Origin of the sequence: Pseudomonas fluorescens, from assembly GCF_012974785.1 — a bacterium.
Lineage (GTDB): Bacteria > Pseudomonadota > Gammaproteobacteria > Pseudomonadales > Pseudomonadaceae > Aquipseudomonas > Aquipseudomonas fluorescens_BT.
This window is the reverse complement of record NZ_CP027561.1, coordinates 1,348,764-1,367,538: the sequence shown is the minus strand read 5'-3', so window position 1 is coordinate 1,367,538 and position 18,775 is coordinate 1,348,764. Positions and strand designations below refer to the sequence as shown.

Genomic DNA, 18,775 nt, shown 5'->3' with positions numbered 1-18,775 from the left:
GATCCTTAAAACGGAGAAACCTTCGCAAGAAGCATTGGCACGTTCCGGAAAAAGGGTTAAGGTGGCGCCACTGTGCTGCTTGTGTCACTGAGAATCTCTACACGATATGTTGAATTTCGATCCAACCATCTACAAGAATTTTTCCTGCTCTTTGCACTCAGTCTCGGCCAGGGTTCTTCCTGAGTCGCAGTTATCTTTGTTCAAGGAGTTACACCATGTCTAATCGCCAAACCGGTACCGTTAAGTGGTTCAACGATGAAAAAGGCTTCGGCTTCATCACTCCACAATCCGGTGACGACCTGTTCGTTCACTTCAAAGCTATCCAGTCCGACGGCTTCAAAAGCCTGAAAGAAGGCCAACAGGTTTCTTTCATCGCTACCCGCGGTCAGAAAGGCATGCAAGCTGAAGAAGTACAAGTTATCTAACTTGTAGCTTCTTTGGTAAAAAGCCCCGCCCTTAAAAGCGGGGCTTTTTTGTGGGCGCCTGTTTTGTACAGGCAAAAAAAATCGCAGCCTGTCGAAGGCTGCGATTTTTTCGGCCGGGCGTTACCAGGCCACGCCAAATCCTGCGGTGTAGCGGGTCTTGTTCAGATCCGCGTCCTTGGTACCACTGATGATGTCACGCTCGGCCTTGAGATTGAGCGAGGCCCAGTCCGTCACCTTGTAGCGCAGGCCCACTTCCGAATCCAGGGCATAGTTGGCGACGTCCGACAATGGCTTGCCCAGTTCGCCGGTGGTGAAGAACTGTACCTTCTTGCCGATCAGGTAGCGGTTATAGTCCCACTTCATGGCAACGGAATAGAAGTTGTCCTTGCCGCCGTCGCTGTACTCATAATCGGTGCGGTTGAGCAGCGAGCCGAGGGAAAATGCGCCCAGCTCATCATCCCAGAACTGATAGCCAGGACCCGTACCGACCACACGCTGGCGTGACAACTCTTCGACGTAGTCACGCTTGTAGTTCAACCGTCCCTGCCAGAACCACTTGTCGGTCAGGAAGCGGTCCAGGGCGTATTCGGCGCGCCAGTTGTTGGTGGTCACCACCTCATCCTGAACTTCACGGTTGTACTCGCCCTCAGCGGTATGACGCCAACGGCCATGGCGCGCGGTGGTCTTGAAGCCGACGTCGTAATCATCGGTGTCTTTTTCGGCACGCTGATAATCCAGGGCCAGGTCGACATTGCCCTTCCATACCAGATCCTCGACCACGGGTTTGGGCTTGAGAATCTGCTGGATGCTCGCCAGCTCGACGGTTTTCGGCGCTTCGCCGTTGGCCAGAGTGACCTTGCCGTCTTCGGCGGCAGTCAGCGATTTGGCCTTCTCACCGCTGTAGGCATCCTGCTTGACCAGCAGCTCTTGATCGCTTTCCAGGGTCTTGACCTGCTTCCAGTCGATGGTGACCGCGCCGGCGTACTGGGTCTGGACCAGCAACTTGCCGCCATCGAACAGGGTGATTTTGCCGCTCAGCTTGTCACCGTTCTTCAACCAGACGGTATCGGCAAGCAAGGGCGTGGACGCACTGAAGACAGCAAGGCACAACAGGGTTCTGGACAACATAAGCGAATCGGAAACTCGGGTTTGCGAAAAAGGGTCGGCATTATCCGTAGGAATAATCCTCTGACAAGGAGTGACCCGGCTATTTCTGTTGAGTTCATTTCTCAATTGCCCGATCACGGATTACCCTTGAACCCCATGAATCGATCTTGTTCAGGAACGGCGCCCGTGACAGACCCGATACCTGCCTGCGAAAACGACCCGCAAATCCGACGCACGGCACTCTATTCGACCCTTGCCCAAGTGCCCGAAGGCAAGGTCGTCAGCTATGGTCAGTTGGCCGAACTGGCCGGGTTGGGGCGCGCCGCCCGCTGGGTCGGCCGTACCCTGAGCCAGTTGCCCGGCGACACGAAGCTGCCCTGGCACCGCGTGCTCGGTGCCGGCGGTCGGCTCAGTCTGCCGGCGGGCAGCCCTTCAGGCGATGAACAGCGGGCACGATTGCGTATGGAGGGCGTTACGATCCTGAACAATCGTGTGGATATTCAGCGTCATGGCTGGCGCCCGGTAGAGCACAGCGGTTAGAGTGCGCGCTTTGTTTTCGCAATCTTGAGGCAGACTTCAGCCCATGCCCCGTAAAACCTGGCGCGCCGCGCTCGCCGCCTATGCCAGTCCTTCGACGCTCGTGCTGTTGTTGCTGGGTTTCGCCGCCGGCCTGCCGTACATGCTGGTGTTCTCGACACTTTCGGTCTGGCTGCGTGAAGCCGGTGTAGCCCGCGAGACGATCGGCTATGCCAGCCTGATCGGTCTGGCCTATGCCTTCAAATGGGTCTGGTCGCCCCTGCTCGATCAATGGCGCCTGCCATTGCTGGGCAAGCTGGGTCGACGCCGTTCGTGGCTGGTGCTTGCGCAATCGCTGGTAATCCTCGGCCTGATCGGCATGGGTTTCTGCGACCCCCAGAAACATTTGTCCTGGCTGATCGCCATCGCCGTGATCGTCGCCTTCGCCTCCGCCACCCAGGACATCGCAGTCGACGCCTACCGCCTGGAGATCGCCGAAGACAACCGCCAGGCCGCGCTGGCCGCCAGTTATATGTCCGGTTATCGGGTCGCCGCCCTGCTCGCGACGGCCGGTGCCCTGTTCTTCGCTGAAGGTTTCGGCTCCACCGGGTTCAACTATCAGCATTCCGCCTGGACCGGCACCTATGTGCTGTTCGGCGCCTTGATGGTCCCCGCCCTGATCACCACCCTGCTGATGCGCGAACCGCCGGTACCGCTGCGTACCCAGCTGCAGGCCGGACGCTACACCTTCATGCATCAACTGATGTCGGTGTTCGTACTGATCGTCCTGCTGGTTTCCGTACCGGCCATGTTTACCCAGCTCTACAACACCGATTTCGCCAGTGTGCTGTTCGGCAGCATGAGCCCGCTGGACCTGCTGCTGGAAGACCGGGCGTTCCTGCGTGCCATCCTCTACACCCTGCTGACCGGTCTGTGCCTCTCGGCCATGGGTCGCCGTGGCCTGGCGCCAGTACTGACGCCAGTCAATGACTTCATCCTGCGTTACCGCTGGCAGGCCCTGCTGCTGCTCGGTCTGATCGCCACCTATCGCATGTCGGACACGGTGATGGGCGTAATGGCCAACGTGTTTTACATCGACCAGGGATTCACCAAGGACCAGATCGCCAGCGTCAGCAAGATCTTCGGCCTGATCATGACCCTGGTGGGTGCCGGGATGGGCGGTCTGCTGATCGTTCGCTTCGGCATCCTGCCGATACTGCTCATCGGCGGTGCGGCGTCTGCGGGCACCAACCTGTTGTTCGTGATGCTGGCGGACATGGGCCCGAACCTGAAGATGCTGATCGTGACTATCTCCCTCGACAACTTCAGTTCGGGCATGGCCACTTCGGCGTTTGTCGCTTACCTGTCCAGCCTGACCAATCTGAAATTCTCCGCGACCCAGTACGCGCTGCTCAGCTCGATCATGCTGTTGCTGCCTCGCCTCATCGGCGGCTACTCCGGGGTGATGGTGGAGAAGTTCGGCTACCACAACTTCTTCATGATCACCGCACTGCTCGGTGTGCCGACCCTGGTGCTGATCGCCCTGCACTGGTTCCAGGAGAGTCGCCGCGAAGGCCCGACGCCGACACCGGACCCCGTGCCGACGCCCGTCGCCGAAGAGTCGTAAGACATCTCGCACCCGGCGCAGGGTATTGCGCCGGCCCTGCGCTTCTGTACGTAGGCAGCTCTCGCCGGTACACTGCTCCGTCATTTCCAGTCATAGCAACCGACAACGGCCAACCATGCGCACCAGTCAATTTTTGCTCGCCACACAGAAAGAAACGCCTTCCGACGCGGTCGTCATCAGCCATCAGCTGATGCTGCGCGCCGGCATGATCCGCAAACTCGCCTCGGGCCTGTATACCTGGCTGCCGATGGGCTTGCGAGTGATGCGCAAGGTGGAAGCCATCGTTCGCGAAGAGATGAACGCCGCCGGCTCTCTGGAAGTGTTGATGCCGAGCACCCAACCGGCCGAGCTGTGGCAGGAATCGGGGCGCTGGGAAGAATACGGCCCTGAGCTGCTGCGCATCAAAGACCGCCACGGTCGCGATTTCTGCGCGGGCCCGACCCACGAAGAAGTGATCACCGATCTGATGCGCAACGAGTTGAGCAGCTACAAGCAGCTGCCGATCAACCTGTACCAGATCCAGACCAAATTCCGTGACGAAATCCGTCCACGCTTCGGCCTGATGCGCGGTCGCGAATTCATCATGAAAGACTCGTACTCGTTCCATGCGGATCAGGCGTCGCTGCAGATCACCTATGACCGCATGCACGAAGCGTACTGCAACATCTTCACCCGCCTGGGCCTGAAGTTCCGTCCGGTGGAAGCCGACAACGGTTCGATCGGTGGCGCCGGCTCCCACGAGTTCCACGTGCTGGCCGAGTCCGGCGAAGACGATATCGTCTTCAGCAACGGCTCCGACTATGCGGCGAACATCGAGAAGGCCGAAGCCGTACCGCGTGAAACCTCGCGCGCCGCGCCAAGCGAAGAACTGCGTCTGGTCGATACGCCAGACACCAAGACCATCGCGGCCCTGGTGGAGAAATTCAGTCTGCCGATTGAAAAGACCATCAAGACCCTGATCGTGCATGCCGAAGAAGAAGGCAAGCTGATCGCCCTGATCATACGTGGCGATCACGAGCTGAACGAAATCAAGGCCGCCAAGCAGCCAGGCGTTGCCAGCCCGCTGGTCATGGCCTCCGATGCCGAACTGCGTGACGCTATTGGCGCCGGCGCCGGATCGCTCGGCCCGCTGAACCTGCCGCTGCCGATCATCATCGACCGTTCGGTCGAGCTGATGAGTGACTTCGCCATCGGTGCCAACATCGATGACAAGCACTACTTCGGCGTGAACTGGGAGCGTGATCTGCCGGTTCCGACCGTGGCCGACCTGCGCAACGTCGTGGCCGGCGACCCAAGCCCGGACGGCAAGGGCACCCTGGAAATCAAGCGTGGCATCGAAGTCGGGCACATCTTCCAGCTGGGCAACAAGTACAGCAAGGCGATGAAGTGCGAAGTGCTGGGCGAGAACGGCAAGCCGGTCACCCTGGAAATGGGTTGCTACGGCATTGGCGTGTCCCGCGTGGTGGCTGCCGCCATCGAGCAGAACAACGACGAGAACGGCATCATCTGGAGCGACGCCCTGGCACCGTTCCAGATCGCCCTGGTGCCGCTGCGCTATGAAACCGAGCAGGTGCGCGAAGCCACCGACAAGCTGTACGCGGAACTGACCGCGGCCGGCTTCGAAGTGCTGCTGGACGACCGCGACAAGAAAACCAGCCCGGGCATCAAGTTCGCGGACATGGAGCTGATCGGCATTCCACACCGGATCGTGGTCAGCGACCGCGGCCTCGCCGAAGGCAACCTGGAATACAAGAGCCGTACCGAAGGCCAGGCGCAAGCGCTGCCGGTTGCCGACGTACTGTCCTTCCTGCAGGCCCGTATCCGCCGCTGAAACCAGATAGAGTCCTCATGTTCAAGCGAAACACCTTAGGCCTCGGTGGTGCCGCCCTGTGCGGCACCCTGCTGGTCAGCGGCTGCGCCAATCACATGTCACAGCGCAGCGAGCACGAAGAGCGGGTCGAGCGAAAGTTGCTCGATCACAGCCTGCAGATCGATGTCGGTGAGCCTAAGGTGCTTGAGCTGCCGCAGCGCCGCGTGAAGATCAACGAGCAGAAAACCTTCGAGGTCACCGAATACGAAGTGACCCGTCGTTATGACCGCTACACGCCTTACCAGCCCTGGCGCGAAATCTACGAGATTCCGCTGGGTGCCGTGGCGGTGGTGGCCGGCGTCGGCGCCAACGTGGTCAATGTGTTCGCTCTCGGCAACCTGCCGGACAGCGTGACCAAGGACTGGCTGAGCTACGGATTCGCCGGGCTCAATCCGTTCATGAACGTGCAGTCCCACGGTCGTGCGCAACAGAACCTGGCCGGTATCGATGAAGTTCAGCGCGACAAGCGCATGGAGTATTCGAGCCTGCCGTGGAGCGAGCGCCCGGTGCAGGTCAAGGCCGGCAAGCAGACCTTCGACATGACCACCGATCGTAACGGCGTGCTGCGTCTGAACCTGCTGGACAGTCCGTTCGCCGAAAACGATCTGAATCACGTGGGCAAACTGCAGATCAGCGTCGAAGACGCCAAGGATGACGTGCATTCCGACTCGTCCCTGACCATCAGCAGTCACCTGCGCGGCAAGCTGCTGGAAGCGCATGGCCTGATTTACGACGATCTGGAAGACGACGAAGTGAGCCAGTGGGTGCACCGGGTCAAGCGCCTGTCGGAACTGGGTCTTGAAGAAGAAGCCAGTGAGCTGGAGCAAAGCCTGATCGAGCTGACGCGCAACGATCCCGAGTTGCAGGCCGAGTTTCTCAAGTCTCTGACCAAGGATGCCGGGCGACTGGTGGCGGACCCTGGTCCGAACTGACAACACTTATAGAAGAGCCCGAACCTGTTTCGGGCTTTTTTATGCGCGCTACCGCTCGAACAACTCCATCTGCTCGAACCCGCCGCGCAAATCCTCAAGCCGCACCCCGACCCCGAGCAGTCGCACCGGTTTGCCACCGCGATTGAAAGCCTGCGTCAGCATCAATTGATAACTGCCCAGATCCCGCCCTGCCCCGGCCTGCTCCAGCGTGGTCTGGGTGAAATCATGGAATTTCACTTTGACGAACGGCTTGCCCGGTCGATAGCTGCTGTCGATCCGAGCCATGCGGGTTTTCAGGGTCTCGAGCAATTCAGGAAGCTTGTCCAGGCAACTGCGCAGGTCGGGCAGATCGACGTCGTAAGTGTTTTCGACACTGATCGACTGACGACGACTGTCGTTATGCACCTGCCGCTCATCTATCCCACGGGCCAGACTCCAGAGTCGCTCGCCAAAACTGCCGAATTCGCGCACCAACGCCAACTTGTCCCACTCGCGCAGTTGCGAGCAGTCGTTGATTCCAAGCTTGCCCAATTTGTCCGCAGTGACCTTGCCAACGCCATGCAACTTGCTCACCGGCAGGCCGCTGACGAAGTCTTCGACCTGATCCGGGGTGATGACAAACAGGCCGTTGGGCTTTTTCCAGTCGCTGGCGATCTTGGCCAGAAACTTGTTTGGCGCGACGCCGGCGGAGACGGTGATGTGCAATTGATTGGAGACGCGGCGCCTGATGTCCTGGGCGATCCGAGTGGCACTGCCACCAAAATGCGCACTGTCGGAGACATCGAGGTAGGCCTCGTCCAGTGATAGCGGTTCGATCAGGTCGGTGTAGTCGCGAAAGATCGTGTGAATTTCCTTCGATGCCTCGCGGTAGGCGTCCATCCGCGGCTTGACGATGGTCAGGTCCGGACACAACTTCAACGCATGCCCGGAAGACATCGCCGAACGCACCCCGTAAGCCCGCGCCTCATAGTTGCAGGTAGCAATCACCCCGCGCCGGTCTGCCGAACCACCCACCGCCAGCGGTTTGCCGGCCAGACGCGGGTCATCCCGCATCTCGATGGCGGCGTAGAAACAGTCACAGTCGATGTGGATGATTTTTCGCTGAGTCATGGCAGAAAAGGAAACATGGCAAGCCGGACGGGCAGTATCTCACTGACACCTGTATATAGCACCAGTGGTATGAAGGTTCTTTTCCATCAGTAGGAAACTTCCTTTGAATTTATTTTCTCAATCGAAATTCACCACCCGATAGAGCTGAGACCCACGTCCTGCCTGACCTGCGGCCCCGCGAGCACCCTCCAAAAAGAGCTAAGCAATTGAACCAGAACAGATTTCACCCGGATACAAGGTTGACACCCCGGCAATTCTCTGTAGAATGCCGCCACACAGACGCGGGATGGAGCAGTCTGGTAGCTCGTCGGGCTCATAACCCGAAGGTCGTCGGTTCAAATCCGGCTCCCGCAACCAAACATCAAAAAAGGCTACTCGAAAGAGTGGCCTTTTTTGTGCGCGTCTGTTTTTCATTTGGCAATCATCCGGGCCAAACAGGAATTCGTTGCAATTCCGAAACTTACCCCCTCTTCTGCGGCGGATTGACGCGATTTCACACTTATTTGACCCTTCCCGGGATTATCGGTTGACACCCCGCCGTTCGCCTGTAGAATGCCGCCACACAGACGCGGGATGGAGCAGTCTGGTAGCTCGTCGGGCTCATAACCCGAAGGTCGTCGGTTCAAATCCGGCTCCCGCAACCAAACATCAAAAAAGGCTGCTCGAAAGAGTGGCCTTTTTTGTACCTGTGGAAAAAGTCCTTTCGCAACAATGATCTGTCATCGTGCAGTGAACCGTTCAGGATCGTCAGACCCGCGAGTTGCGACTATGCTTGAGTCGCAGGCAAGAGGTCTCCAATCCGAGACCTGCCCTCGCCGATACCCGACGAGAGGCGTAGTATTTTGTGATTATTTTTTTCTACAGGGATTGGTAACTTGGCTGGATACCCCCATCCTGTCGCGCACAATCCAAGAGGTGATTGATGCGCGCCAACTCGTCTGATCCACAAGACACCCTCACCGAGAATCCATCGATCAAGCCCGAGCGCATGCGCCTGCTGGATCGAATCAGCAAATACCGGCAACCGATCGGTCTGGCGGTCACGTTGCTGCTGTTCGCCATCGCACTGATCGCCTGCCGCCATCTGCTCAGCGAACTCGATCTCTATGCCTTGCACGACTCGATACTCGATGTGCCCAAGCCGGCCCTGCTGGGTGCTTTCGGTGCAACGGTCGTGGGTTTCATCATTCTGCTGGGCTACGAATGGTCGGCCAGTCGCTACGCCGGCGTGACCATCCCGCCGCGCACGCTGGCGCTCGGCGGCTTCACCGCATTCGCGATCGGCAATGCCATCGGTCTGTCGATGCTGTCCGGCGGCTCGGTGCGCTACCGTTTATATGCTCGGCTTGGCCTGGGCGCTTCGGAAGTTGCGCACATGACCTTGTTCGCCAGCCTGTCGCTGGGTTGTGCGCTGCCGCCACTGGCGGCGCTGGCTACCCTGAGTGACCTGCCGGCAGCCTCCCAAGCCCTGGGCCTGTCCGAGGGCCTGCTGGCCACGATTGCCTCTGCCGTGCTGCTGCTCGGCGCTATCCTGGCCGTCGGTATCTATCGTCGGCGCCTGCCGGAGCAGCCTTATCGCGACAACCTGCTGGTCAAGGTCGGCCGCCGCACCCTGCGCTTGCCGGGCCGACGCCTGACGTTCCTGCAACTGGTCATCACCGCCCTCGACGTGGCCGCTGCCGCTACCGTGTTGTACATGCTGCTGCCGGAAGCACCGCCATTCGGCGCGTTCCTGTTGGTGTATCTGCTGGCCCTTGCTGCCGGCGTGCTCAGCCACGTGCCGGGCGGGGTCGGGGTTTTCGAGGCGATTCTTCTGGCCGCGTTCGCCGACAAGCTCGGCGCGGCGCCACTGGCCGCCGCCCTGCTGCTCTATCGCATGATCTATGTAGTGCTGCCATTGCTGGTGGCTTGCGTGCTGCTGCTGATCAATGAAGGTCAGCGCCTGTTTCAAACCCAGACCATGCGCGCCGCTTCCGGTCTGGCGGCACCGATCCTCGCGGTGCTGGTGTTCCTGTCCGGCGTGGTGCTGCTGTTTTCCGGCGCGACACCTGAAATCGACACGCGCCTGGAACACATCGCCTACCTGATTCCCCATCGCCTCGTCGACGCCTCGCACTTCGGCGCCAGCCTGATCGGCGTGCTGTGCCTGATGCTCGCACAGGGCCTGCGTCGCCGACTGTCGGCTGCGTGGATGCTGACCACCATTCTGCTGCTGGTGGGCGCCCTGCTCTCGCTGCTCAAGGGTTTCGACTGGGAAGAAGCCACGCTGATGACCCTCACCGCCGCACTGCTGGGGGTGTTCCGCCGCTCGTTCTATCGCCCGAGCCGCCTGACCGAAGTACCGTTCTCGCCGCTGTATCTGGTGGCCAGTCTGTGTGTCCTCGGCGCCTCGACCTGGCTGCTGCTGTTCGCTTACCAGGACGTGCCGTACAGCCATCAGTTGTGGTGGCAGTTCACCCTCGACGCCGACGCCCCGCGCGGTCTGCGCTCGCTGCTGGGTGCGGCGGTGCTGTTGCTGGTGATCGCCCTGACCTGGTTGCTGCGTACCGCCCGCCCGGTGATTCATCTGCCGACAGCGGACGAACTGGAGCGCGCCACGAAGATCCTGATGGCCTCCTCGCAACCGGACGGCGGCCTGGCCCTGACCGGTGACAAGGCGCTGCTGTTCCACCCCAACGACGAAGCCTTTCTGATGTACGCCCGTCGCGGCCGCAGCCTGGTGGCGCTGTACGACCCGATCGGCCCTGGTCAGCAACGCGCGGAAATGATCTGGCAGTTCCGCGACCTGTGCGACATCCACCACGCCCGTCCCGTGTTCTATCAAGTGCGTGCCGAGAACCTGCCGTACTACATGGACATTGGTCTGACCGCGATCAAACTGGGCGAGGAAGCCCGGGTCGACCTGCATCGCTTTGACCTGGATGCCAAGGGCAAGGAGATGAAGGACCTGCGCTACACCTGGAACCGCGGCACCCGCGACGGCCTGTCGCTGGAAATCCACGAGCCGGGCCAGGCACCCATGGATGAGCTCAAGGTGATTTCCGATGCCTGGCTGACCGGCAAGAACGTACGCGAGAAAGGCTTCTCCCTCGGCCGTTTCAGCGACGATTACCTGAAGCATTTCCGCATCGCGGTGATTCGCTTCGAAGGCCGTCCGGTGGCGTTCGCCAACCTGCTCGAGACTTATAGCCATGACCTGGCCAGTCTCGACCTGATGCGCTCGCACCCGGACGCCCCCAAGCTGACCATGGAGTTTCTGATGGTCGGCCTGATTCAACATTATAAGAGTCACGGATACGCGCGTTTCAGCCTGGGCATGGTGCCGCTGTCGGGGTTGCAACCCCGTCGTGGTGCACCGCTGACCCAGCGTCTGGGCTCGATGGTTTTCCGCCGTGGTGAGCAGCTGTACAACTTCCAAGGCTTGCGCCGCTTCAAAGACAAGTTCCAGCCTGACTGGGAACCCCGTTATATGGCGGTGCCCGCCGGACTCGATCCGCTGGTGGCACTGGCCGATACTGCTGCCCTGATCGCGGGCGGCTTGACTGGATTGGTGAAACGCTGATGATTCAACGCTCCCTGAAGTACATCCTGGCCGCACTGATCGTGCTGGCCGTGATTGCCGGTGGCGGTTACTGGTACCTCAAACGCCCGGCACCGGAACCGACCCTTGAAAAGCTCACGCCGGCTGACGGCACCGTCATGACCCGGCTCATCCCCGGCACCAAGCCCAAGGCCCAGGTGCTTGTGGCGGTCGAGGACGACAAGAAACTCACCGACAATCAACTGACCACCCTGAGCCGCAGCGCCTCGGCGCAGATCGTTCAGGTGATTCTGCCCAAGGATTGCCTGCTGCAGAGCCGCGCACTGCAAAGCGGTCTGCGCGAACTGAACGGCCCGGCGACCCTGGTCAGCGGCATCGGCCCTGGTGCAGTGCTGGCCTGGCGCTGGCTGTCTGAACAGAAGGACGACAAGGCCCAGGCCGTGTCGGTCGACCTGGCGCTGGAAAAAGGTGGCTGCACCCACCTGCTGCCAAAATCCGCCGCCCACGGCCACTGGCTGGTGGCCTGGAACGACAACCCGGACGACACCAGCGCCGGTTTCGTGCGCGACCAACCGAACGCCGAAACCAGCATCAGCGACTACGACATCAACCTGCCGCAAGTGCTGAACAACGAACTGCGCAAGATTCTTGTCGGTGGTGACAAGGCGGCCGGCGGCCTGCAGATCCCGGTCGTGGAAGTCCCGGCCGGCCAGGCCAAGGACACCGTGACGCTGTTCCTGTCCGGTGACGGCGGCTGGCGAGATCTCGACCGCGATGTGGCCGGTGAGATGGCCAAGATCGGCTACCCGGTGGTCGGCATCGACACCCTGCGCTACTACTGGCAGCACAAGAGCCCGGAACAGAGCGCGCTGGACCTGACCGAACTGATGCAGCACTACCGCCAGAAGTGGGGTACCAAGCGCTTCATACTGACCGGCTACTCGTTCGGTGCCGACGTCCTGCCGGCCATCTACAACCGCCTGCCGGAAACCGAGCAGCAACGCGTCGACGCAATCATCCTGCTGGCCTTCGCCCGCACCGGCAGCTTCGAAATCGAAGTCGAAGGCTGGCTCGGCAACGCCGGCAAAGAAGCCGCCACCGGCCCGGAAATGGCCAAGCTGCCACCGGCCAAGGTTGTGTGCATCTACGGCGCCGAAGAAACCGATGAGAGCGGCTGCACTGACAAGACGGCAGTGGGCGAAGCGGTGAAACTGCCCGGCGGCCACCACTTCGACGAAAACTACCCGGCGCTGGCCAAGCGTCTGGTGGATCTGATCGAGAAGCGTCAGACCAAGGATCAGCCGGCAGAGTGATCTGAAGCGCACCAACGAAAAGCCCCCGCCAGTCGCAAAACTGACGGGGGCTTATTGTTTAAAGGCGCCTTTCAGCAGCGCCATACACCTCTTTGTCACGTCGAACCCCCACCGCAACGATCAACACCTGGATTTCCCGACCATCGACTCGATAAACGATTCGCGTGTCGCCCGTTCGAATTCGTCTGCAACCCGCAAGACTGGCTCGCAGAGGCTTACCACTTTTGTCTGGCTCGCCATGGATGATCCGTTCTTCGATCACATCCAATATCCGGTTGGCAGCTACTGATCCCAATTGATCAAGATCCCCTTGGACTTCCGGATGATAAATCACTCCCCAAACCATCCAGCGCTCCCTTAATCCTTCCGAGCGTACCTTGCCCGCATATCCTCATGGCTGACAGCCTTGGTCTGATCAAAATTGCTCAGACGTTCACGGGCAGCCGCTTCGATGCGAAGGTTCTCAAGTTCATCCAGCATTTCCTGATAGGCCTGCACGTTGATGATGACCGCTGCCGGTTGATTGTCCTTGAAGATGACCAGACGCTCAGTGGCACGACTGGAAATCTCCTTGAGCTTCGCGCTGAAGCTCCTGACCATGGCAGTCACGGAAATTGCCTGGTCAGCACGCTCTAATAATGCCGTCATAATCACCTCTCACTCACATGCTGATGCGTACGTTAATGCACAGAGTATTGTGCTGAATTAAACATAGTGCAACTTGCTGTTTCCACTATCCGACCAAGCCCTCGTAAACCGAACACGCACAAAAAAGCCCCCGCCAGCCGCAAGGCTGACGGGGGCTTTTTGATGACGCCGGTTTACATCTCCACCTGCGTCCCCAACTCAATCACCCGGTTCAGCGGCAGATTGAAGAACCGCAGATTGCCGTTGGCATTCTTCAACATGAACGCAAACAGCGCTTCACGCCAACGGGCCATGCCTTCGAGTTTCGAGGCGATGACCGTTTCGCGGCTGAGGAAGTAGGTGGTGCGCATCGGGCTGAAGTCCAGGTCGTCCAGATGGCAGAGTTTCAGCGCCTGCGGCACGTCCGGCTCGTCGGTGAAACCGAAGTGCAGGATCACCCGGAAGAAGCCTTCACCGTGGGCTTCGACTTCGAAGCGTCGGGATGGTGGAACGCGCGGAATGTCTTCGTAGACCACGGTCAACAGCACAACCTGCTCGTGTAATACCTGGTTATGCAGCAGGTTGTGCAACAGCGCATGCGGGACAGCGTCGGAGCGAGCAGTCAGGAACACAGCTGTACCCTGCACACGATGCGGCGGCTGGACGCGGATACTGCTGATGAAGATCGGCAGCGGCAGTGCGCCTTCGTCCAGGCGCTCGACCAGCAATTGCTTGCCGCGCTTCCAGGTGGTCATGAGGATGAACAAGGCGATACCGGCGATCACCGGGAACGCACCGCCCTGGACGATTTTCGGCACGTTGGCGGCGAAGTACAGACCGTCCACCAGCAGGAAGCCGATCAGCACCGGCACCGCCAGCACCGGTGGCCACTTCCACAGCAGCAACATGACGGCCGACACCAGAATCGTGGTCATCAGCATGGTCCCGGTCACAGCTACGCCATAGGCCGAGGCCAGTGCGCCCGAGGACTCGAAACCGATCACCAGCAACACCACGCCCACCATCAGCGACCAGTTCACCGCGCCGATGTAGATCTGGCCCTGCTCATCGCTGGAGGTATGCTGGATGTACATGCGCGGGATGTAACCGAGCTGGATCGCCTGACGGGTCAGCGAGAACGCGCCAGAGATCACCGCTTGCGAGGCGATCACCGTGGCCAGGGTCGACAGACCCACCAGTGGAATCAACGCCCAGCTCGGGGCCAGCAGGTAGAACGGGTTGCGCGCCGCTTCCGGGTTATCCAGCAGCAAGGCGCCCTGACCGAAGTAATTGAGCACCAGCGCCGGCAGCACCAACAGGAACCACGCCCGGGCAATCGGTTTGCGACCGAAGTGGCCCATGTCGGCATACAGCGCTTCGGCACCGGTCAGCGCCAGCACCACGGCGCCGAGGATCGCCACGCCCATGCCGGCATGCACCATGAAGAAACGCACGGCCCAGATCGGGTTCAGTGCCTTCAGCACTTCCGGGGAATGGCTGATGCCATAGACGCCAAGGGCTCCGAGCACCAGGAACCAGGTGACCATGATCGGCCCGAAGAGAATGCCGATCCGCGCCGTACCGTGACGCTGGATCAGGAACAGGCCCACCAGCACCACCAGTGACAGCGGCACGACCCAGTGGTCGATGCCATCGAACGCCAGTCCCAGACCTTCAATGGCCGAGAGCACGGAAATTGCCGGGGTAATCATGCTGTCACCGTAGAACAGCGCCGCGCCGATCAGGCCGCAAACCACCAGCAGCGAACGCAACGTCCTGCGCTTGCCCGCCGCCCGCCGTGCCAGCGCGGTCAGTGCCATGATCCCGCCTTCGCCCTGGTTGTCGGCGCGCAGGACGAACATCATGTACTTGATCGATACGACCCAGATCAGCGACCAGAAGATCAACGACAGAATACCCAGCACTCCGTCGTGATTGACCGGTACGCCGTAACCGCCGGAAAACACTTCTTTGAGGGTGTACAACGGGCTCGTGCCGATGTCGCCGTAAACTACCCCGACTGCCGCGACCAGCATGCTCAGCGGTTTTGCAGCCGAATGCTCGGCGCCCGCCGCCTGACTACTTGCCTGACCCATCCAACACTCCTGATTCTCGAACCGGCTTCTTTGAATGAAGCACTATGCTTTGTGGTGCAGCATGCGCTGTTTTACCTGTTGTTACAGACGTTTTGTTGACTGTAAAAAATCGGTAAAGCTTCACGGCGCGAAGCATAGCGCAGCACTCGTCGTATTTCCCTGCATAAAGCTGGTCAAGTGCGTTGCTCATCGCTAGAATTGCGCACTTTTTGATCAGAGGCGCGTTTCAAGCGCCCGTCCGTCGGTTTCCGAACCAGGCAAGCGACGTCACAAAACACCGAGGTTAGACATGTCCACCACTCCTGCGCCGGCCAATCCAAAGGTTGGCTTCGTATCTCTGGGTTGCCCGAAAGCACTGGTCGACTCCGAGCGCATCCTGACCCAGCTGCGCATGGAAGGCTATGACGTGGTGTCCACCTATCAGGACGCCGACGTGGTCGTGGTCAACACCTGTGGGTTCATTGACTCGGCCAAGGCCGAATCCCTGGAAGTCATCGGCGAAGCGATCAAGGAAAACGGCAAGGTCATCGTGACCGGCTGCATGGGCGTGGAAGAAGGCAACATCCGTGACGTGCACCCGAGCGTGCTGGCCGTCACCGGTCCGCAGCAGTACGAGCAAGTGGTCAACGCCGTCCACGAAGTCGTACCGCCGAAACAGGATCACAACCCGCTGATCGACCTGGTGCCGCCGCAAGGCATCAAGCTGACCCCGCGTCACTACGCGTACCTGAAGATCTCCGAAGGCTGCAACCACAGCTGCAGCTTCTGCATCATCCCGTCGATGCGCGGCAAACTGGTCAGCCGTCCGGTCGGCGACGTGCTCGACGAAGCTCAACGTCTGGTCAAATCCGGCGTGAAGGAACTGCTGGTGATTTCCCAGGACACCAGCGCCTACGGCGTTGACGTCAAGTACCGCACCGGTTTCTGGAACGGCGCGCCGGTGAAAACCCGCATGACTGAACTGTGCGAAGCACTGAGCACCCTCGGCGTCTGGGTCCGTCTGCACTACGTTTACCCGTACCCGCACGTCGACGAGCTGATCCCGCTGATGGCCGCCGGCAAGATCCTGCCGTACCTGGACATCCCGTTCCAGCATGCCAGCCCGAAAGTCCTCAAGTCGATGAAACGCCCGGCGTTCGAAGACAAGACCCTGGCGCGGATCAAGAACTGGCGCGAGATCTGCCCGGACCTGATCATCCGTTCGACCTTCATCGTCGGCTTCCCCGGCGAAACCGAAGAAGACTTCCAATACCTGCTGGACTGGCTGACCGAAGCCCAGCTCGACCGCGTCGGCTGCTTCCAGTACTCGCCGGTCGAAGGCGCACCGGCCAATGACCTGAACCTCGACATCGTCCCGGACGACGTCAAGCAGGATCGCTGGGAACGCTTCATGGCGCACCAGCAGGCCATCAGCTCGGCCCGTCTGCAGATGCGCATCGGCCGCGAGATCGAAGTGCTGGTGGACGAAGTCGACGAGCAAGGCGCGGTCGGTCGCTGCTTCTTCGATGCTCCGGAAATCGACGGCAACGTGTTCATCGACAACGGCAGCAACCTCAAGCCGGGCGACAAGGTCTGGTGCAAAGTGACCGACGCCGACGAATACGACCTCTGGGCCGAACAGATCTAAACGCGGAAAATACGAAAAGCCCCGCTCTCTTTTACGAGATGCGGGGCTTTTTTACGGCTATCGTTTGTGAGGGGAAGGACTCCCTCATTAATGACAAAGAGGCTAACGGGCATGCGTCACCATTCGGTCATTCACACACCGAAACTCAGCGATTATCAGGAACTGACCCGGGTCTGGGAGGCCTCGGTTCGCGCGACCCATGATTTTCTGCCGGACAGCTATATCGAGCTGTTGCGCAATCTGGTGCTGACCCGCTACCTCGACGCAGTGATGCTGATCTGTACCAAGGACAACCACCAGCGCATCACCGGGTTTGCCGGCGTGGCGGCGGGCAAGATCGAAATGCTGTTCATCGACCCCGAGCATCGCGGCCAGGGCCTGGGCAAAAAGCTGCTGAGATACGCCATGGAACACCTCAACGCCGATGAACTGGACGTCAACGAGCAGAACCCGCAGGCCCTGGGTTTTTACTTCAAGCAGGGCTTCGAGGTGATCGGACGGTCGGAAGTCGATGGCATGGGCCAGCCGTATCCGTTGCTGCACATGCGTCTGAAACAACCGGAACAGCGCGCCGTACGCGGCTAAAAGCCACACGGTACAAATGCAATCGCGATTAACCGGCGCCAGGCAGGTACAATGCCCACCCCTTTTTTGTTACGGCCCCTGTCATGACTGACCCGATTCGCCTCTCCAAACGCCTCATCGAACTGGTCGGTTGCTCCCGCCGGGAGGCCGAACTGTTCATCGAGGGCGGCTGGGTCACCGTGGACGGCGAAGTCATCGACGAGCCGCAGTTCAAGGTCGGCGACCAAAAGGTCGAACTCGACAAGGACGCCAAGGCCACTGCGCCGGAGCCGGTGACCATTCTGCTCAACGTGCCGGCCGGCATGGATGTCGATACGGCGATGCAGTCGCTGAGCGCCGACACCCTCAGCGAAGAACACCGCTACGGCAAGCGACCGCTGCGCGGGCACTTCCTGCGCCTGACCGCCAGCGCCGACCTGCAACCCAAGGCCAGCGGCCTGCTGGTGTTCACCCAGGACTGGAAGGTGCTGCGCAAGCTCACCGCCGACGCGGCGAAGATCGAGCAGGAATACGTGGTCGAAGTCGAAGGCGACATGGTCGCCCACGGCCTCAATCGCCTGCAGCATGGCCTTACCCACAAGGGCAAGGAGCTGCCACCGGTCAAGGCCAGCTGGCAGAACGAAAACCGCCTGCGCTTCGCCATGAAGAACCCGCAGCCGGGGATCATCGCCCAGTTCTGCGAATCGGTCGGGCTGAAGGTCGTCGGCATCCGCCGTATCCGCATCGGCGGCGTATCGATCGGCAAGGTGCCAGCCGGCCAATGGCGATACCTGTCCGGTAAAGAGAAGTTCTAAGGCCCCGTTGCCGCCATACATTCCGGCATCGCGCCTGCGCGGTGCCCACAGCGAACGATCAGGATTGCAAACATGGTTCATAACGACGTATTGCGCAGCGTGCGCTACATGCTCGACATCAGCGACAAGAAAGTCGTCGAAATCATCAAACTGGGTGGCATGGACGTAACTCTTGCCGACGTGGTGACCTGGCTCGACAAGAAGGAAGAAGACGAAGAAGGTTTCGTGCGCTGCCCGGACGAAGTCCTCGCGCACTTCCTCGACGGTCTGGTGATCTTCAAGCGCGGCAAGGACGAGAGCCGTCCACCGCAGCCGATCGAAGTGCCGGTGACCAACAACATCATTCTGAAAAAACTGCGCGTGGCCTTCGAACTGAAGGAAGACGACATGCACGCGATCCTCAAGGCTGCCGAGTTCCCGGTGTCCAAGCCTGAGCTGAGCGCGTTGTTCCGCAAGGTCGGCCACACCAACTACCGTCCGTGCGGCGACCAGTTGCTGCGCAATTTCCTCAAGGGCCTGACCCTGCGCATTCGCGGCTGATCCTTGAAAAAACGGCGACTTCGGTCGCCGTTTTCATGCATGCCTCTCCATTCCCTCAAAAAATA

The 18,775-nt window shown here is 60.2% G+C and carries 16 protein-coding genes and 2 tRNA genes; 13 read left to right on the top strand and 5 right to left on the bottom strand.

From position 1 onward, the window contains the following. The first annotated feature begins 215 nt into the window (after window positions 1-215). Complete coding sequence (locus tag C6Y56_RS06085) at window positions 216-425, top strand: cold-shock protein (RefSeq protein WP_002554837.1); 210 nt, start codon at window positions 216-218, stop codon at window positions 423-425. A gap of 120 nt (window positions 426-545) precedes the next feature. Here C6Y56_RS06085 and C6Y56_RS06080 read toward each other — a convergent pair whose 3' ends face one another. Further along, complete coding sequence (locus C6Y56_RS06080) at window positions 546-1,553, bottom strand: DUF481 domain-containing protein (RefSeq protein WP_169429129.1); 1,008 nt, start codon at window positions 1,551-1,553, stop codon at window positions 546-548. A gap of 135 nt (window positions 1,554-1,688) precedes the next feature. Between C6Y56_RS06080 and C6Y56_RS06075 the strand changes: the two genes are divergently transcribed. The 4 genes from C6Y56_RS06075 to C6Y56_RS06060 all read left to right on the top strand — a co-directional run bounded on the left by C6Y56_RS06075 (window position 1,689) and on the right by C6Y56_RS06060 (window position 6,477). Beyond that, window positions 1,689-2,072 (top strand): MGMT family protein, encoded by a 384-nt coding sequence (locus C6Y56_RS06075; protein ID WP_169429128.1) that lies wholly within the window; start codon window positions 1,689-1,691, stop codon window positions 2,070-2,072. A gap of 43 nt (window positions 2,073-2,115) precedes the next feature. Continuing rightward, the gene (locus C6Y56_RS06070) at window positions 2,116-3,675 is read left to right on the top strand and encodes an AmpG family muropeptide MFS transporter (RefSeq protein ID WP_169429127.1); all 1,560 of its coding nucleotides are present in this window, start codon (window positions 2,116-2,118) and stop codon (window positions 3,673-3,675) included. Between the two features lie 115 nt (window positions 3,676-3,790). Continuing rightward, on the top strand, window positions 3,791-5,506 hold the full coding sequence (locus tag C6Y56_RS06065) for a proline--tRNA ligase (RefSeq protein ID WP_169429126.1): 1,716 nt from the start codon (window positions 3,791-3,793) through the stop codon (window positions 5,504-5,506). A gap of 17 nt (window positions 5,507-5,523) precedes the next feature. Beyond that, window positions 5,524-6,477, top strand: coding sequence for a hypothetical protein (locus C6Y56_RS06060; protein WP_169429125.1), 954 nt, complete (start codon window positions 5,524-5,526; stop codon window positions 6,475-6,477). A 48-nt stretch (window positions 6,478-6,525) separates the two neighbouring features. Here C6Y56_RS06060 and dinB read toward each other — a convergent pair whose 3' ends face one another. Further along, window positions 6,526-7,587 (bottom strand): DNA polymerase IV, encoded by a 1,062-nt coding sequence (dinB, locus tag C6Y56_RS06055; protein ID WP_114881690.1) that lies wholly within the window; start codon window positions 7,585-7,587, stop codon window positions 6,526-6,528. A gap of 280 nt (window positions 7,588-7,867) precedes the next feature. On the opposite strand from dinB, the gene C6Y56_RS06050 reads away from it, so the two are divergent. The 4 genes from C6Y56_RS06050 (at window position 7,868) to C6Y56_RS06035 (ending at window position 12,441) form a co-directional block, all read left to right on the top strand. Next, a tRNA-Met gene (locus tag C6Y56_RS06050) sits at window positions 7,868-7,944 on the top strand. A gap of 210 nt (window positions 7,945-8,154) precedes the next feature. Then, window positions 8,155-8,231: transfer RNA gene (locus tag C6Y56_RS06045), tRNA-Met, on the top strand. Between the two features lie 278 nt (window positions 8,232-8,509). Continuing rightward, window positions 8,510-11,149 carry a bifunctional lysylphosphatidylglycerol flippase/synthetase MprF gene (gene mprF / locus C6Y56_RS06040; protein ID WP_169429124.1) on the top strand — a complete coding sequence of 880 codons (2,640 nt, stop codon included), beginning with the start codon at window positions 8,510-8,512 and terminating at the stop codon, window positions 11,147-11,149. After that, complete coding sequence (locus C6Y56_RS06035; protein ID WP_169429123.1) at window positions 11,149-12,441, top strand: virulence factor family protein; 1,293 nt, start codon at window positions 11,149-11,151, stop codon at window positions 12,439-12,441. The genes mprF and C6Y56_RS06035 overlap by 1 nt, the downstream gene beginning before the upstream one ends. A 58-nt stretch (window positions 12,442-12,499) precedes the next feature. Here the strand turns inward: C6Y56_RS06035 and C6Y56_RS06030 are convergent, their stop codons facing one another. From C6Y56_RS06030 to C6Y56_RS06020, 3 genes are all read right to left on the bottom strand, one after another. After that, window positions 12,500-12,787, bottom strand: a complete 288-nt coding sequence (locus C6Y56_RS06030; protein WP_169429122.1) for a type II toxin-antitoxin system RelE family toxin — start codon at window positions 12,785-12,787, stop codon at window positions 12,500-12,502. Window positions 12,788-12,798: 11 nt separating this feature from the next. Then, window positions 12,799-13,089 carry a Phd-YefM gene (locus C6Y56_RS06025; RefSeq protein ID WP_007954962.1) on the bottom strand — a complete coding sequence of 97 codons (291 nt, stop codon included), beginning with the start codon at window positions 13,087-13,089 and terminating at the stop codon, window positions 12,799-12,801. A gap of 173 nt (window positions 13,090-13,262) precedes the next feature. Next, on the bottom strand, window positions 13,263-15,104 hold the full coding sequence (locus C6Y56_RS06020) for a potassium transporter Kup (RefSeq protein WP_432760324.1): 1,842 nt from the start codon (window positions 15,102-15,104) through the stop codon (window positions 13,263-13,265). Window positions 15,105-15,453: 349 nt separating this feature from the next. On the opposite strand from C6Y56_RS06020, the gene rimO reads away from it, so the two are divergent. The 4 genes from rimO (at window position 15,454) to C6Y56_RS06000 (ending at window position 18,710) form a co-directional block, all read left to right on the top strand. Next, complete coding sequence (gene rimO / locus C6Y56_RS06015) at window positions 15,454-16,791, top strand: 30S ribosomal protein S12 methylthiotransferase RimO (protein ID WP_007954955.1); 1,338 nt, start codon at window positions 15,454-15,456, stop codon at window positions 16,789-16,791. Between the two features lie 111 nt (window positions 16,792-16,902). Continuing rightward, the gene (locus tag C6Y56_RS06010) at window positions 16,903-17,376 is read left to right on the top strand and encodes a GNAT family N-acetyltransferase (protein ID WP_169429120.1); all 474 of its coding nucleotides are present in this window, start codon (window positions 16,903-16,905) and stop codon (window positions 17,374-17,376) included. An 83-nt stretch (window positions 17,377-17,459) separates the two neighbouring features. After that, window positions 17,460-18,170 (top strand): rRNA pseudouridine synthase, encoded by a 711-nt coding sequence (locus tag C6Y56_RS06005; RefSeq protein ID WP_169429119.1) that lies wholly within the window; start codon window positions 17,460-17,462, stop codon window positions 18,168-18,170. Window positions 18,171-18,242: 72 nt separating this feature from the next. After that, entirely contained in the window at window positions 18,243-18,710 is a 468-nt protein-coding gene (locus tag C6Y56_RS06000; protein ID WP_169429118.1) for a DUF1456 family protein, read from the top strand. The last annotated feature ends 65 nt before the right edge of the window (window positions 18,711-18,775 follow it).